At 65.4% G+C, this 18,318-nt stretch carries 1 protein-coding gene (cut by a window edge); it reads left to right on the forward strand.

All coding sequences use genetic code 11. The annotated features are described in order from the left end of the window. Positions 1 to 18,318: the 5' portion of a CARDB domain-containing protein gene (locus P7F68_RS07825; RefSeq protein WP_277832082.1), read on the forward strand. 17,550 nt of this gene lie beyond the right edge of the window; 18,318 of the gene's 35,868 nt are visible here — the first part of the coding sequence; its start codon is at positions 1 to 3; the stop codon falls past the right edge of the window.

Consider the following 18,318-nt stretch of genomic DNA (forward strand, 5'->3'; position numbering starts at 1 on the left):
ATGCGCAAATCCGTCGTCGTGAATGACCGCCCCGATCGCAAGAACGCCTTCGCTCTCTCGCCCTTGCTTGCGACCATGCTCAGCGGCTTCTCAGCCGCACGCCGTGGCGGCAGCAACGCGAGGCGGCCGCAAGCGGCTTCGGCCGACGCCGCGGCAATCCGTTTCGAGGCGATGGAGCCGCGCATCCTGCTGTCCGGGGACATCAATCCGGCCGCCTTGTCGATCAGCGGTGAGATCGAGCTGCCCGGCGAGGTCAGAACCTACGAGTTCACGCTCGAGGAAACACGCCGCGTCGTGTTCGACAGCCTGACCAATCGCAGCGACCTGGTCTGGCGCCTGGATGGGCCCGAAGGGCAGCTCAGCAACCGCAGCTTTGCGAGCACCGACTACAACGCCGCTTCGCCAGCCTTCGAGCTCGCCGCTGGCACCTACACCATCTCCGTCACCGGTAACGGCGATGCGCGTGGCCAGTATGAGCTTCGCATCATCGATGCCGATGCTGCAGCCGACATGGCCATCGACGCCCCGGTGAGCGGGGTGCTCGATAGTGGCATCAAGAGCGCGGTCTACCGTTTCAGCGGAGAGGCCGGCCAGAAGCTGTTCTTCAGCGCTGCCAGCCTTTCGGGTGGACAGGCCAACTGGCGCCTTATCGACCCCTACGGCCGTCCCGAGGGCGGCGTCTTCAATGCCGGCAGCAACCGCGACGTGTTCACGTTGGCGCGTACCGGCGAGTACCTGCTCCTGGTCGAGGGGCGAATCAGCAACACGGCGCCGGTGAACTACGCCTTCACGCTGAGTTCGGTTACGGACAGCACCGCGCTGCTGCAACTTGGCGAGACCCTCGTCGCCGATATCGACCATGCCGGCAAGACGGCTCACTTCACCTTCACGCTCAACGAGTCGACCTACGTCGCCTTCGATCGCCTCAGCAACGACTCTTTCTACTGGCGTCTGCAGGGGCCTGAAGGGCTCAAGGTTTCGCGCACGGCGGCGAGCACCGCTGCAAGTTCGTATGCGGGTGGACGCGGTGCGCTGTTGCTCGTGGCCGGGGACTACGTGTTGTCGGTTGATCGCGATGTCGCGGCAACGGGCACCATGCCTTTCAGACTGCTCGACGTGCGCAGTGGCAGTGCGCTCGCGCTGGATCAGCGTCATGAGGGCGTGCTCGACCATGCGCGCGGCAGTGTGGTCCATACGCTTACGCTCGCTGCGGGCGAGCGTGTGTTCGTCCACGGCCAGGCGCTCAGCGGTGGCAGCCTGTCCTGGCAGTTGCTGGACCCATACGGCAGCATCGTCGGCAGCGCCAGTGCGTTGATGACTGCGGCGGGGGCAATCCAGGTCGCCGAGAGCGGACAGTACGCCTTGGTCCTTGCGGGCAGCGACAGCAACACGGTGGGTGCAAGCGTTGGCTACGCCTTCTCGATCAACCGGGTTCCCGCGCGTTCGGCGGCGCTTGAGGTCGGGGTGCGTGTGGACGGCGAGATTCTCGTTGCCGGGCAGCAGACCGTGCACGAGTTCGAGTTGGCTGCGGATGCGCGGCTGTTCTTCGACGCACTCACCAATCGCTCCGATCTGTTGTGGACCTTGCATGGCCCTCGTGGTGTCGAGGTCGATGCGCGTCGATTCGATCGCAGCGATGCAGCCCAGGCGCTTGGCGCGCTGGCGCTGCCTGCAGGCAGTTACCGTCTCGTCGTTCATGGCTCGGGTGCGGCGACCGGGGCCTACGCTTTCAGCCTGATCGATCTCGCAGCCGCCGCCGTGGCGCTTGAGGTTGGTGAGGAGATCAGCGGGTCTTTGCTGCCGGGCAATGGTGCGCAGGTGTATCGCCTGTTGGCCTCTGCCGGCGACCGACTGGCCTTTACCAGCCTGGGAGTCAGCGGTGGCAACGCCAGTTGGCGCCTGGTCGATGCCTATGGGCGCGACCTTGCCGGCTCGGCCAACCTTGCGACGAATCGTGCCCATGTCACGCTCCCATTGACTGGCGAGTACTTCATGGTGGTCGAGGGGCGTATCGATAATGCAGCCGAATTGAGCTATCGCTTCCGTTTCAATGCCGGAGATCCGGTTGTCGTGGCTCCGCTGCCCGAAGGCAGCGCCTACCAGTTGGGCAGCGTGCTTGCGGGCAGCTTCACGGCGGCGAGCCAGACCCACGTCCATCGCTTCACCCTCGCTGCACCGACGGTGGTGTTTATGGACACGCAGTCCACCAGCACGAGTAGCGCCGTGTGGTCGCTGATTGGGCCGCGCGGCACCGAGGTGAGCGAGGAGGATCTGTGGAGTTCGGACGCCAACTATCGCTATTCCGGGCGCTTGCTGGAAGCGGGTGAGTACGCGCTGGTCGTCAAGGGCGGTCGGTCCAGCCTTTCCGGCAGTGGGGCGTACAGCTTCGCGCTCCATGATGCGGGGCTGTTGCCGGCGCTGACGCTGGGCGAGCAGACCAGTGTGGTACGCAATCCTGCGAGCGCTACGGTCGGCTTCAAGGTGTCGGCCATGGCGGGCGATGTTCTCGTGCTCAACGCCACCGACAGTCACGGCCATGGCAGCATCTGGCGCCTTGTCGATCGCTATGGACGCCAGGTCAGCAGTTCGACCACTGCCAGCTCCGGAACCAGTTTTGCAGTCGCAAGCAGTGGGACCTATTACCTCATCAACGAGGGCTATTACTACTCGACTGGCACGAGCAACGTTGCGCTGACGCTTGCGGTCCAGCAGGTCAGGGCATCCGCGCTTGCCTTCAATGCCCTGGCCGTTGGCAGCTTGCAGGGCCGGCACGATGTGGCGCGGTACGATTTCACCGTCACCGACCCGACGACGATTGTCTTCGATGCGCTGCAGACCAACGTCAGCGGTGCGAGCAATCTGCAATGGCGACTTGTCGGTCCGCTGGGGGCGGTGAGCGGCTGGCGTGGCTTTACCGATGACCAGTCGTCGAACTCCTTTGCACTGCCGCCTGGTGCGTATGTGCTGGAGTTGCGCAACACCACTGATATCGCCAGGGATTACAGCTTCCGCGTGCTCGATCGCGATGCCGCACAGACGCTGGTGCCTGGGGCATTGATCAACGATAGCGTGCCGGCGGGCGAGACGCGCCTGTATCGGTTCGATGCCGAGGCCGGCGCGCGGTACTACTTCCATGGCCAGGGCAGCACCTCGTCGACCGTGCGAGGTCAGTGGCAACTGCTTGATCCGTTCGGCAAGTTTGTGACCAGTGGCGTCACATCTTCGAGCTACAACATCGAGTTGCCTTTGGCAGGGGAGTACCTGCTTGTCGTTGCGCCTCTGGCGACGGCCACATCGGACGCCAACTTCCGTTTCAACCTGATCGAGCGAACCACCGTCGGCGCCGCACTGGCCATCGGTCAGGACGTACGCGGCAGCATCGCCAGCGCCGGCCAGGTCGTCGAGCATGGCTTCACGCTGACCGCACCGACGCGTGTCCTGGTTGACGCATGGTCTGGTGTCAGCGGCATGCAATGGGCCTTGAGCGGGCCACGGGGAAGCGAGGCCAGCGCCAATGCGTTCGGCGAGACGCCGCGCTACTTCGAGCTCCCGGCGGGGGATTACCGCTTCACGGTCCAGGCCAGCAACCAGAATACGGGTGATTATCACGTCGTGTTCCACGCCCTTGCCGAGGCGCCGACCCTGGCCTTGGATACGCCGCTCAGCCTGACTGTCAATGCGGCGGCCCGAAGCCAGGCCCTGCATCGCATCCAGCTTGCCGAAGCGACCACGTTGCGTTTCGATGCACTTGGCACCCTCAATCCGTCCACGGCCTGGCGTCTTTACAGCGCCGCAGGTGTGCAGCTTGCAAGCGGCAACGCCAACGGTGATTCGGGTGAGATCACCCTTGCCGCGGGTGAGTACTTCCTGCGCTTCCAGTCGCCTGTCGGGCAGGCACAGAGCTACAGCTTTGCCATGCGTCAGCAGGTGCTGACATCCCAGGCGCTGGTGTTCGATACGCGTCTCGAAGCTAGTCTGGTGGAAGCCCAAACCCTGCGCTACACCTTTGAGCTGGCTGAGCCCGCACGCGTCCTGGTGGAGTCGCTCGTCAATAGTTCCGACCTGGTGTGGACCCTGCGCGGGCCGAGTGGCGTGGTGGCAAGCCAGCGCAGCTTCAATGCTCATGGCGAGTTGCTCGCGCTCGATCGTGCCGGCAGTTATGTGCTGGAGGTGAGCTCACGCACCCTTGTAGCGGCCGATGTCGCGCTGCGTGTTCGGGACGTCGGTGCGATGGCTGCCGTTGCCGAGCTCTCGGCCCTGCCTTTGCGCGCCAACGTCACGGTGGATGCCGACCAGCGCACTCAGGTGCTGGCCTTCGATAACGAGTCTCCGGGCGTCAACCACGTGTTCGCTCTCACCGGCATGGCCGGACAGAGCGTTCGGGTGATGGTGCTTGACGGCAACGGCAATCAGCTCACCGCATACACGGTCGCCTCGGGTACCAGTTTCAGCCTGCGTCTTGACAGCCCTGGGCGACACTATCTGCTTGCCCACGCGCATGTCGGCAACACGGAGGCCGTCGCGCTGGGGGTGTCGGTACAGGTGCTGCGCGATACGCATCGTGCCTTGGAGCTGGGTATGGACCAGCGCGGGCAGATCGGTAGTTCGGCAGCCAGTGATTACTGGCATTTCTCGCTGGAGCAGGCAAGTACCCTGGTGTTTCAGGGCACCAGCGATCAGTCGCTGAGCTGGGTGTTGAGCGAGGCCCAGGGTGGCAGCTTGTTCAGCGGGTCAATGGGCGCTCGGGTGCTCAGCCTTGCAGCGGGCGACTACAGCCTGCGTGTCCATGGCTGGCCGTCGGGTGTCAGCCAATATGCGCTTGCCGTCTCCAGTCTTGCCGAGGCAACCGTCCTCGACGCCGGGCAAGTGGTCGCTGCGGAGATCGCCGCGGGGCAGGCGGGGGCGGTGTTCATGCTTCCGGTCGCGGCCGGTGAAGCGTGGTATCTGGGCGCGCAGTCCGCGCAGCCGGGAAGTCGTGTGGCCGTGTTCAATGCGCAGGGTAGCCAGATCCTCAACAGCGTAATCGGTGGCGCTGCGCTGCAGTTGCCTGTTGCCGCGCGCAGTGGTCACTACACGGTGGTGGTGTCGGCGGGCTCTCCCGAGCAGGCGTCAGCGTTCAGCCTGCAGGCTCATCGGCGCACCGAGACGGTTGGCGCCGCAGTGCTTGGCGAGACGATCGCGGGTGAGCTGGCGGGCGGGCATGAGTTCCATTCGTTCCGCTTGACGCTGGATGCGCCGGGTCGCCTGGTCATCGCTGATGGTGGCAGCGCCGAGTCGATTCGCTGGCGCCTCGTCCCGGCGGGGCAGACCAGTGGTGGGACGGGATGGTTGAGCGGTACGCAGGCGCCGACGGTGGCTGCTGGCGACTACGTGCTGACCTTGTCGACGAACGCGGCGTCCGCGGGGGCCTATCGCTTCGAACTGCTCGATACGAGGGGGGGCGTGTCGCTGGGCACAACGCCGCTGGAGGCGGTGTTTTCGGCCGGACGCAGTGCGCAGGCATACTTGATCGACGACGTGCGCGAGTTGCGCCGCATCATTTCGCTCAGCGCGGCCGAGCCGGCCGAGCTGACGTGGACGCTGTTTCAGTCCTCGTGGTCCGGGTGGTCGTGGCTGGCCGACGGACAGGGTGGCGAAAGCACGCAGACGCCGCAACTGGGACAAGGGGGGCGTTATCTGCTGGTGGTCACGCGCAACGGTGAGTCCGCGCAGCCGCTGCCCTACAGTGTTGCGATGACGCCCCTGGCCGCAGCGCCATTGAGCATGGGGGCGGTGCAGACGCCTACCTTCGCCCCTGCGCAGTTCCAGCACGACTACGCGTTTTCGCTCGAGGCGCCGACCGCCGTGTTGTTTGATGCGCTCGCCGGTCAGACGTCCCTGCAGTGGCGTCTGACCGACAGCCAGGGCGGATGGGTGGCAAACGGCACGTTCGATGAGTCGACGAGCTGGACGCAGCGCCGATTCGAGCTGGCTGGCGGTGACTATCGCCTCAGCGTATTCCGCAGTTCGGCATCCACCGAGTTGGCGTACGCCTTCCGTGTGGCGCCGTTCTCGGCCGCGCCCGTGGTCCTGGAGAACGGGCAGGGAACCCTCAGCGGCACCCTGGACCCCGGGGCGGGTGCGGTCGCGTATCGCCTCGACGTGGCTGCCGGCGAACGCCTTTCGGTCAACCTGAACAGTCTTTCTGCAGGGAACCTGCGTTGGCGTCTGCTTTCGTCCAATGGCGGACAGCTCGCGAATGGGGCGGGAGTCGGTTCGGGTCTTGCCGATCTTCGTCTCGTGGAGGCTGGGTCCTACTTCCTGCTGCTCGATGGCTACCTGACGAACACGGAGGCCCTCGACTACGAACTCTTCGTTTCATTGGCTGCCCCTCGCGACAACCGTCCGGAAGGACCGGAGATCCTTCCTGGCGATGCCCCCATCGTCGTCGAGTTGCCCCGTTGGCAGAGCGCGGCGTACCGCTTCACCCTTGCCGAGGCGGGTTGGGTGACGCTGGGTGGGACCTTCGAAGCAGGGGCCTACCTGTCGTGGGAGCTACGCGACCTGGAGTGGGGCCTGTATTCCGGTGGCCTCTCGTCCTCGAACAGTGCTGCAGAGGCGGTCTGGCTGGATGCAGGTGACTATGCGCTGGTGTTTTCGAATCCTGGCTGGTATGGCGATGAGAGCGCACGAGTCTCGTTCAGGCTCGAGCGTGAGGCTCAGTTCGCTCGTGCCGAACTCGGGCAGGTGCTCGAAGGGTACGGCCCGTACCTGATGGCGCTCGAAGCCGGACAGACGGTGTACTTCCGCTCGCCCGGTGCTGCCGAATGGCAGATTCGCTCACCCCAGGGTGGCTGGGCTGCCTGGGTGCCGGCGGGGGTGCAGGAGTTCGTCGCCTATCGTGCCGAGGTGAGCGGCGACTATCTCGTTGGCGTCAGCTACTTCGATACGCAAGAGACCGAGGCGCCGCGATTCGAGTCGCGCGTGCAGACCGAACGCGTTCGTACGATTGCGCTCGACGAACTCGTCGGTGTCGTGGTGGACGAGACCAACGTCGAGCATCTTGATTTCGTCTTGAGCGAACCTGGCGTGTACATGCTCGATGCCTCATTCATGACGGCGGAGCAGGTCTGGTGGTCGCTCTCTCGTGACGGGCAAATCGTATCGGATGGCTTCTGGCTTGGAGACGTCTCTGTCAGTGCTGGAGGTTACTTCGGGGTCTGGTATGAGCAGGGTGACCCTGTACTGGCGTTGGAGGCAGGCAGTTACCGGCTGAGCGTGTACAAGCAGCACGACGCCTATGGCGATCTGCGCCAGTCGGGCGAGTTCTCCCTTCGCATCGGCGGGCTTGAGCAGTCAGCGTCGTTGAGCCCCGACGTGGTGAACAGCGTCGAGATGCTCACCGGGACGTCGGCCGTGTGGCGCATGGATGTCGACGGTACGAAGTCGCTTTTGCTTGCTGATTGGTCCTTCACGGAGCGGGCAATGCTCCGTCTGTTCGACGCTCAAGGGGCGCTTCTGCACGAAGACGCCTGGTGGGATGGTCACGAGGTGTTGACGCTTCCGCAGGCTGGCACCTATTTCCTCGTGTTGGATACCGGTAACCGCCCCGGTGAGGATCCGGTGACGCTTGCCTTCACGCCCTTGCTGGTGGCGCCCACGGTGTTGGCGTTGCCCGGTGTGAATACACGGGTCGACCTGACGGTGCCGATGGATGGCCGCGTAACGTATCAATTCGATCTCGCGGAGGCCGGTCTCTTCCAGATGGAAGCGAATGGTGGGCTGCTTGATGGCTGGACGCTCTTCGATGAACTCGGCCAGGCCGTGCCCAGCAACAATGGTCTTCTCAGTCTGGCCGCGGGACACTATTCGCTCGTCGTGACGAGCGCGGCCGCGCCGGGCAGCACCGCATATTTCCGCCTCGTCGATGTCGCGCAGGCGGCCGTTGCCGTCGATCCGTCCGGTGCGTCCAGCGTCGATCTGGGCGCGGGCGATACAGTGTTCGTGCGCGTCGAGGTCGCGGAGGGGCAGGTACTCAACCTTGCATGGGTGGGTTCGGCGGGTGCCCAAGGGCAGAGTCGAGTGGTCAACGCGCTTGGCGAGACCTTGTACTGGCTCGATTCGATCTTTGACGGGGGGGCTGCCAGCCTGCAGATCGACGAGTCCGGCGTCGTGTATTGGGTCATCGAGCGCTATGACGATGGCGCGCCCGGGCTGGTTACACTCGAACTCGATGTCGATCTGCTCACCCCACCGGCGATTGCGCAGATCGCGTTGGGTGAAACGCACGCGCATACGCTGGGGGGCCTGGGCACGCGCAGCTACGTCTTCGATGTTGCCGAGGGTGGGCTTCTCTGGCTCGACCTGCTCGAAGGTTTCGAGGGCGAGTGGGTACTGCGCAGCGCCAATGGCGGCTGGGTCAACAGCGGCTACGCGGGTACCGGCCAGGGCGCTCTGCTCACGGTCGGCGCGCCGGGCCGTTACACGCTGCAGCTCAGCGCCTATGGCTCGACCGCCGAGGAACGCGATGCCGCTTACCGTTTCCGTATCAGCGACCTGCTTGCGGCGGCAGTGCAGTTGCCTGCCGGGCAGGCCGTCGATGTGCCCTTCAGCGCAGATACGCGCGCCCTTGCCTATCGTTTCGATGGCGCCTTCAACAGCGCGATGCTGTTCGAAGTGCTCGATGGGTTTCCGGCGAGCTGGTATCTATTCGATGGCGCTCTGAGTGTCCGTTCGAGCGGGCGAACCTATGACGGGCTCGTCCAGGCGCTCAGCCTCGGCGCGCTTGGCACTCACACCCTGGTTGTTGCTGCCGATGCATTGCCGCTGGCGGGCGAGGCACTCAGATTCAGGCTTGCCGACCTGCGTGCAACGGCGCAGCCCGTGCCGGCCAACACCGCGGTAGAGGGCGTGCTCGGCAGTGGCCAGACGCTGGCGGTGTATAGCTTCACCAGTATCCACATGGACGGCTTCCGCTTCCTTGCAAGTGGCGCCGAAGCCGGGACGCTCGGCTGGCGTCTGCTCGGCCCGTCCCTGGCTCAGGTTGCAAGCGGCGACGTGGCGTTCGACGGCGACGGACTCAGCCTGAACCACGGCAGCGGGCGCTATTACCTGCTCATCGATCGGCTGGGCGCCGACGCTGCGCAAGCGATCGACTATGCCTTCACCGTGTCGCGCAACGAGATTGCCGTTGGCGAGACTCGTGAGGGCAGCGCTTCGACGACCGGCGTGTCTTACCGTATGGTGGTCAGCGAGCCGGGCTGGCATCTCTTCGACGCCTTCAAGGGCAGTTCCGGCGGCACGGCCGACAGCTACCTGTACTGGACGCTCACCGGCGCGAACGGTCAGGTCTTCTCCGACCGCCCGTACCTGTCCGGCAACCGTGATCGTCTGCAGTTCCTCGATGCGGGTGAGTACAGCCTGCGTTTCCACAGTTCGACCTCCAGCTACACGGGAAGCTACCAGTTCAGGATCCTGGACGCTGCCGCGGCCGAAGCCCTCGAGCTCGGTGTGCCAACGAATGCAGCGCTCGTGCCGGGTAATGCCTCGCGGATCTACCGTGTCAGCGGAGCGCTTGGCGAGGAGCTCGGCTTTGTCAGCCAGGGCAGTGCCTCCGGGCGTTGGTACCTGGTCGATTCGACCGGTCAGCAACTGTTCTCCACGGCACTTGGCAGCTCTACGGCGGGGGTGCGCCTGCCTGCCGATGGCGACTACTGGCTGGTGATCGAGGGCGCTGCGACGGCTTTCGCCGACCAGTCCTTTCCCTTTGTCGTCAACCGCGCGGTCGCGCAGGGCGCGCTTGCGCTCAACGAGCTTGTTGACGGAAGCCTGGCGGCCTACCAGAGCATCAGCTACAGGCTCGATCTCGACCAGGCCAGCCTGCTGATGTTCGACAGCCTGGGGGCCGACGCCCAGGTGCGCTGGCGTCTTCAGGGGCCAGGGGGACAGGTTTTCGATAGCGCCCTGGCGGGCGACAGCCTCGATACGGTGCGTGTGCTCGAGCGCGGCACGTACACCCTTACGCTGAGCAACGCGACCGCGATCGATCGCAGCTTTGCGATGCGCGTGCTCGATCGTGCAGGCGCGACGCCGATTACCCCGGGAGCGCCGCTCAGTGTCGAACTGAGCCCCCGCAACGGGGCGGTGCTGTACACCTTCGACGCTCAGCAAGGCGAGCGCTACTACTTCGACGTCGTGCAGTCCTTGCTTGTTGCTGCGGAAGCACAGGGAAAGACCTTTCCGGTCTGGGCTCTCTACGATCCGCAAGGTGCCGTGGTGTTCGGCGCCGCCGAAATGGGGTACTGGTGGAGCGGATGGTCCGGTTACACGCCCGAAGGCTATGACCGGGAGCCTGCGGCCCTTGCGTCAAATGGCACCTACACGCTGGTGCTTCAGGGCTACAACAGCGCCGCCAGTGCCGCACGGGTGAGCTTCAACGTCGTGCCGGTGCCCGTTCACCCGCCCCAGGTCCTCGATACGCTGGTGGTGCGCCCAGCGCCCGACCTCACTGTGAACGAGGTCGTGCTCGCGCCCGCCACGGACCTGTACACCGGTCAGGCGGTGGAGGTGCGCTGGACGGTGGAGAACCGGGGCGTGCTGGCGACCGACACGCACTGGAACGACCGTATCGTGGTACGCAACCTCGATACCGGCGCGCTCGTGGCCAGCCTTACCGTACCTTACGCGAGCACGCTCGAGGGCGACCTCGGCGCCGGAGAGAGTCGTCAGCGCAGCGCTGTGGTGGTGCTGCCGGAGGGGGCGTCGGCTGCCGGGCGCTTGAGCTTCACGGTGATGACCGACGCCGACAACCGCATCCGCGAGGGCAATGCCTCCGGCAACGGCGAGAGCAACAACGCCTTGTCGACGACGGTTCAGGTGGCGCTGGCCGCTTACGCCGACCTTCGGGTCGAAGCCCTGCGCCTGAGCCCCGACAGCGCCTTCCAGCCGGGCCAGACCGTCGATGTCAGCTGGACGACCACCAATGCTGGCAACAAGGCCGTGGACGCTGCCTGGAGCGAGCGCGTGGAGGTGCGCAACCGCAGCACCAACGAGCTCGTCGCCGTCGTCGCCATCCGTGACGACTTGACTGCGGGAGCGCTCGAAGCGGGGCAGTCGCGCCTGCGCGCCGCGCAGTTCACCTGGCCTGCAGGCTTTGCGGCGGCGGGCGAGTTCGTCATCCGTGTCGTCGCCGACAGCGCTGAGGAGATTGTCGAAGCCAACGCATCCGGTACCGGCGAGACCAACAACAGCGCACAACTCGTGCGCATGGTCGGGCCCGACATGCAGGTGCGCAACCTGCGCGTGTTGTCCGGCGCCGTGCAGTCGGGTGGCGAGGTGAGCATTGCCTGGGAGGACTGGAACCTCGGCGCGAGTGCCGCAGCCACGGGTTTCCACGACCGCATCGTGGTGCGCAATGTAGCCACCAACCAGGTGTTGGTCGATACCAGCCTGTATTACGACCCGCTCAGGGTCGTCGATGGCGCGCAACTCGGACTGGTCGAAGCGGGCCAGATGCGTGAGCGTGCGCTCACCTTCCGCCTGCCCCCCGGCCTGGCGTCCGTCGGCCAGATCCGCATCACCGTTACCACCGACCAGAACAGCGCCGGCCTAGGCGTGCTGTACGAGACCAACCTGAGCAACGACGCCGAGCTCAACAACAGCGCCCAGGTGGTGACCACCTCAGTCGCCGTGCCTTACGCCGACTTGCGCGTTGACAGCGTCAGCGTGCCCGTCAGTGGGGTTGGCGGCGAGTACGTGTTGGTGAGCTGGACGGTCAGCAACCGTGGCGAGGCGCCGGCGGAAGGGGAGTGGACCGATCGCGTGGTGTTCAGCAACAACGCCACCATCGGTGACAGCGATGACGTGGTGGTGGGCAGCCTGCGCTTCAGCGGCACTCTGCAACCTGGAGAACACTATACCCAGACTGCATTGGTGCGGCTGCCGATGCGCGGGGAGGGGCGTTACTACCTGGCCGTGCGTGCCGATGCCGGTGCCGAGGTGCTCGAGCCCGACACGCGCGCAGACAACGTCAGTGCGGCGCAGGCCATCAACCTGGCCTCGCCATATAGCGACCTCAACCTCATTGCGCTTCAGGTGCCGGAGCATGCGCTCAGCGGCGAGACCGTCCTCGTGACCTGGGAGGTGCGCAATGACGGCAATGCCACCACCAACCTGGCACTATGGAACGATCGTGTGGTGCTGTCGCTGGATGCGGTACTGGGTGGCAGCGACGACATCGTACTGGCGGGTGCGGTGACCCATGCGGGGCTGCTCGCGCCTGGCGAAAGCTATGTCGGACGCGCCGAGATCACCCTGCCGCGCGACCTCAACGGCGAGTACCACGTCATCGTCGTGACCGATGTCAACCAATCGGTGAACGAGGAGGGGCGGCGCGCGAACAACACCCTCGCAAGTACCGGGAAGATCTCGGTGCAACTCGCGGCCGTGCCCGATCTCACGGTGTCTGCGGTCGAAGGGCCGGCGGTGCTGCGCCCCGGTGACGCCGCAACGCTGCGCTATACCGTAAGCAACGTAGGTGGCGCGGATGCGAACACCGCCTGGCGCGACCGCATCTACATCGACCGCGGCGCCGCCGGTCTGTACCAGGTGGCTACCGTGCTCGTCAGTGAGCCGCTGGCGGCAGGACAGAGTGCGGAGCGCCAGGTGAGCTTCACCCTGCCGGCGAACTTCGCCGAGGGGGAATGCCGCTGGGTAGTGCGCACCGACACCGAGAACACGGTCTACGAGCGCGATGGCGAAGGCAACAACGAGCTGCGTTCGGCTGCCGCACTCCAGGTCGCAAGGCCCGATCTGCGCCTGCTCGGTGTCGAAGGCCCGGCACTGGTGCAGTCCGGCTCCACCGTGACCGTGAGCTGGACGGTCGTTAACAATGGCGCCATCGCGACCGGAGGTTGGGTCGATGCCGTCTATCTGGCGCGTGACGGCGTGCTGACCAAGTACGGCGAGGTACAACGCCCAGGTGCGCTGGCCAGCGGCGAACAGTACACGGCCAGCCTGGCGATCGCGCTGCCCCTCGGCCTCGATGGAGAGTACGAGATCGTGGTAGTGAGCGACGTGCTGCACGCCATCGACGATCGCAACCGTGCCGACAATCGTGCCACTCAGGCAATGGATGTGACCTTGGCTCCTTACGCCGACCTGGTGGTGACCACGGTCAGTGCGCCCGAACGCATCATCCAGGACCCCGCACGCCTCGACGTGAGCTGGACGGTCAGCAACCAGGGGACCGGAGCCGGCGTGACCGACAGTTGGGTGGATCGCGTCATCCTGTCCCGCGACGATGTGCTCGGCAATGCCGACGATATCGTCCTGGGCGAGTTCGTACGCGATGGCGCGCTTGCCGCCGGTGCCGAGTACACCCGTAGCGAGCGCTTTGTGCTGCCGCCCGCGACCTCTGCGCGCTACAAGATCTACGTCGTCACCGATGCGCGCAACACCGTCTTCGAGAACGGGCGCGAAGCCAACAACGTGGGACGTGTCACGCACGACGTGGACATCATGCCCATTCCATACGCCGACCTGCGTGTCGAGTCGGTCAGCGTCGAGGGGGCTGCCGCCAGCGGCCAGGGCGTGCGTGTGAGTTGGGAGGTGGTCAACCAGGGCATCGGCCTGACCAGCGTCGCGCAGTGGTCCGACACGATCTGGCTCAGCCGCAATGCGGACGGCAGCGGAGTGGTGCAGACCTTCAGCGCGGCCAGTCATCTCGGCCATCTGGCCCCGGGTGAGCGCTACACCCGCAGCGTGGACGTGCTGCTGCCCCAAGGGCTGGAAGGCGAGTACTACTTCAACGTGCGCGTGGCCGGGAGCTCTGGCGTCGTGCCCTACGAGTTCATCTACGCCGACAACAACCGCGCGACCTCGGTGGCGGTGCCGGTTCTGCTGTCCGATACGCCTGACCTGGTCGTCGAGGCCGTGAGCGCGGCGCCGACCGCGCAGGAAGGCAGCTTGCTCGAGCTGTCATGGACGGTGCTCAACCAGGGCCTCGCCACTGCCGGTGGCAACTGGGTCGACGCCGTGTGGCTGGTTCCGGCCAGCGGCACGGGTAACGCCGTGCTGTTGGGCAACTTCACCTACGATCGCGGTCTCGAGTCCGGTATCCGCTACACGCGTACCGAGCAGGTCCGCCTGCCAGGCAAGATCGAGGGCCTGTATCGCATCAAGGTGGTCACCAACACCCATCTCGGCGGCAACGGGATGCAGGTCTATGAGCACGGCCCGGCGCGGAGCAACAACGAACTCGTCTCCGCCGGCATGACCCAGGTCAGCCTGCTTGATCGCCCGGACCTGCGGGTGTCCGCGGTGGAGGTTCCGGAGAGCGTGACCTCAGGCACCGCTGCGGGCATTCGCTACACCATTACCAACATGGGGTCGGTGAGTACCTCGGGGCAGTGGACCGACAAGGTATTCCTGTCACTCGATGGCACGCTCAGCGCCGACGACGTGCTGGTCGGGCAGTTCAGCAGCGTGTCCGCGCTGGCGCCCGGCGAGTCCTATGTGTTTGAAAGCGGCATGGTGAACATTCCCATCCGCTTCCGTGGCGACGCTTTCCTGATCGTCGTCGCCGACGGCAACAACAATGTCGACGAGTACCCCAACGAACACAACAACCGCCGTGCGGCACAGCTCTATATTGACCCGGTGCCCTTCGGCGATCTGGTGACGAGCAATGTGGTCGCACCCGATCAGGCCGTTCATGGCAGCCAGATCGAGGTCCGCTACAAGGTTTCCAACCTGGGCGTGGCCACGACCCGGGGTGAGAGCGCGGCGCTGGAGCGGTGGACGGACACGGTGTGGCTGGCCAAGGATCCGCGCCGCCCGGGCGCAAACAAGGGCGACATCCTGCTGGGGTCCTTCACCCACATTGGCCACCTCCAGCCGGGCGAGGACTATCTCGGCACCGCTCAGGTCCGCGTGCCGGCCAATCTGGCCTCGGGCCAGTACTACATCACGGTGTGGACCGACACCTACAACGTGATCCTCGAAGACACCCTGGCCATCAACATCAACCCGGACGACCCCTCTCAGGTCGACAACAACAACTACAAGGCCCGCCCGATCAGCATCATCGGCATCACCCCGCCGGATCTGGTGGTTGCCACGGTCAATGCGCCGGAGGCGGCCGTTGCCGGCTCGCACTACACCTTCAGCTACACGGTGGAGAACCGCGGCGATGTGTTCTCGGGTAGCTGGCACGACCGCATCGTGCTGGCGAACGACCCCGACCTGTCCAAGGCCACCCGCGTGTGGGAACTGGGCCTGCTTGCGCAGAGCAGGGAGCTGGCGCATGGCGACAGCTACACCGTCACCCAGACCGTCGAGCTCGCGCCTTCGGTCACCGGGCAATACCTGTTCGTGGTCACCGATCACTACAACCGCGTTGCCGAGCTCAACGAGGGCAATAACCGCGGCACTGCACTGTCAGACGTCGTGAGCGCCCCCGCCGACCTGCGCGTCACCGACATCGTCACCCAGCCCCACAACTTCTCGGGCGAACAGACAACCATCAGCTGGACGGTGACCAACTTTGGCGCCGCGGTATGGGAAGGCACCCGCAGTTGGGTCGATGCCGTGTACATCAGCCCCGATCCGACCTATATCCGCGAACGGGCGACCCTGCTTGGCGCCGTCACGCGCGCCAACCTCGGCGGCCTGGGGGCGGGCGAGAGCTACACCGTGTCGGGCAGTTTCACCCTGCCGGCCGGTACCGATGGCCCGTACTACATCTACGTGGTCACCGACAGCGGCTACACCGAGGTTTCCGACGGGCGTGACCTCGCCCAGCGTGCTCGCTCCGAGATGATCGGCGGCGGCGGCAACGAGGGCGCGTTGCGCCACTACCGCGGCGTGGATCGGGCCGGTACCGTGTTCGAGGGGGCGCGCAACGACAACAACTTCGGTCGTGCCGAACTCGACATCACCTATCGCGAACCGGATCTCCAGATCAGCAATGTGGTGGTGTCCAACCCGTTGCCGAACTCGGGCGACATGCTCACGGTGACCTGGACGGTCACCAACCAGGGCGAACGCGCGACCCGGGTCAGCGATTGGTTCGACGGCATCTACCTGTCCCATGACGCCTCGCTCGATGTGCGCGACCACCCGCTGCCGGACGGCACCGGTACGCAGTCCTTGTTCGCCCGCATGGCAAAGGTGCATCCGATCTCCCTGCGCGAGGACGGCCTGCCGGCCTACCTGAAGCCTGGTGAGTCCTATACCGCGACGGCGACTTTCCGCCTGCCCGAGTCCATCGGGGGCGACTACCACCTGATCGTATACGCCGATACGGCTTTCCTGGCTGACGGCCGCACGCCCAGCGACATTCGTGATGGCCTGGTCGGTGTGCAGCTCGACAGGGATCGACCCGCCGGTCGTGTGCTGGAGTTCCAGCACGAGGGCAACAACAGCGCTTCGCTCGCCCTGCGCATCAACCAGGTTCAACCGCCGGACCTTCAGGTCAGCGTCGTGACGGCACCGGAACGCGTGTATGCCGGCCAGGAGATCACGGTGAGCTACCGGGTGGACAACCTCGGCGGCAATACGCCCGATCACCAGTCGTCGTGGGTGGACATGGTCTATCTGTCCCGCGACCGCTTCCTCGATCTTGGCAAGGACCATTACCTCGGCTTTGCCCAATACAGCGGCGGCCTGGCTGCAGGCAACGGCTACGAGCGCACGCTGACACTGACCGCGCCAGCCAGCCTCGAAGGCCCCTATTACGTGTTCGTGGTCACCGATCCGGTGCGCCCCGGAAGCGGGTCGGCGTATGGCGGGGTCAACGAGTTCGGTCTGGATTACAACAACGCCACGGCTGCCGCGCAGCCACTGCTGATCGAGACCCCGCCGCCTGCCGATCTGGTGGTCACCAACGTGGTGATGCCGGCAACGGCCGAGGTCGGCCAGCAGATCCGCATCGAGTACACGGTCAGCAACGAGTCCATCAACCCGGCCTACGGGCGCTGGACCGATGCGCTCTACCTGTCGCTCGACAACGAATGGGACCTCGGCGACATCCTCATCGGCAGGGTCGCCCACCATGGCGGACTTGCTGCCAACGGTAGCTACAGCGCCAGCCTGGTCGCCAGCCTGCCGCCGCTCAAGGATGGCAACTGGCGCATCATCGTGCGTCCGGACATCTACAACGAGGTCTTCGAAGGCGAGATCCGCTACACCGCAGAAGGGCTGGTCCTACCCCCCGGCGAGGCCAACAACCGCATGGCGTCTGGCGGCACCTTGCAGGTTGCGGTGCCCACGCTCGTGCTCGGCAATGCCATCGACGAGACGCTGCGCCAGGCTGCGGATCGCCTGTACAAGGTCACCGTGCCTGCCGGGCAGACGCTGCGGGTCACGCTCGATGCGCTCAACGAGCGTGGCAACAACCAGGTCTTCGTACGTCATGGCGACGTACCGACCAGCTACGCATTCGACGCCGCCTACAGCAACCCCATGGCGGCCGATCAGGAGGTGCTCATCGCCGGCACCGTCGCGGGCGATTACTACATCCTGGTGCGCTCGATGTCCGGCACTCAGCCGGTCACGCTGCGCGCCGATCTGATGCCGCTGTCGATCACCCGCGTCACGCCTGATCATGGCGGGGTCGGCAATGACGAGCATCGCTGGGTCACGCTCGACATCCATGGTGCGCAGTTCAAGCCCGGTGCGCTGGTCAAGCTCTCGCGCCCCGGCGTGCATGAGGCCGAACCGGTGCGCTGGCAGGTGCTCGACTCCACGCACATCCGTGCCATTTTCGACACCCGCGACTTCCCCTTCGGCTTATACGATGTGGTGGTCATCAACCCCGACGGCCAGCGCGTCGTGGAGGCGCAGCGCTACCTCGTCGAGCGCGCCATAGAGGTCGAGGTGACCATTGGTGTCGGCGGCGACCGCTCGCTCGAGCCCGGTGACAGAGGGCTCTACAGCGTGGCGCTGCAAAGCCTGACGAACCTCGACACGCCTTATGTACGCTTCGACTTCGGTGCGCCGGAGATGGGCTACAACGAGTATTTGCTCGAGGGGCTCAACCTGCCCTTCATCGTCTTCGGCAGCAACGTCGGGGGCCAGCCCGATGGCCGCACGACCGACGCCGCCGGTAACACGCAGCGCTACGGGGCTACGCCGACCGATGGTACGCCGCGCCAGGATATTCCCTGGGCTTACCTCGACGGCACGCAGAACCTGCAGGGCTTCAACCTCGCCCCGGGCTATGCCTTTGATCTGCCTGCCGGCGGCTTTGCCGGCATGAGCTTCAACATCCAGACCTATCCTGGCCTCAAGGCCTGGATGGACTACGACTTCGAGGCCCTGCGCGACGCGCTCTATGCG

It is taken from the genome of Thauera mechernichensis (assembly GCF_029588855.1).
GTDB lineage: Bacteria > Pseudomonadota > Gammaproteobacteria > Burkholderiales > Rhodocyclaceae > Thauera > Thauera mechernichensis.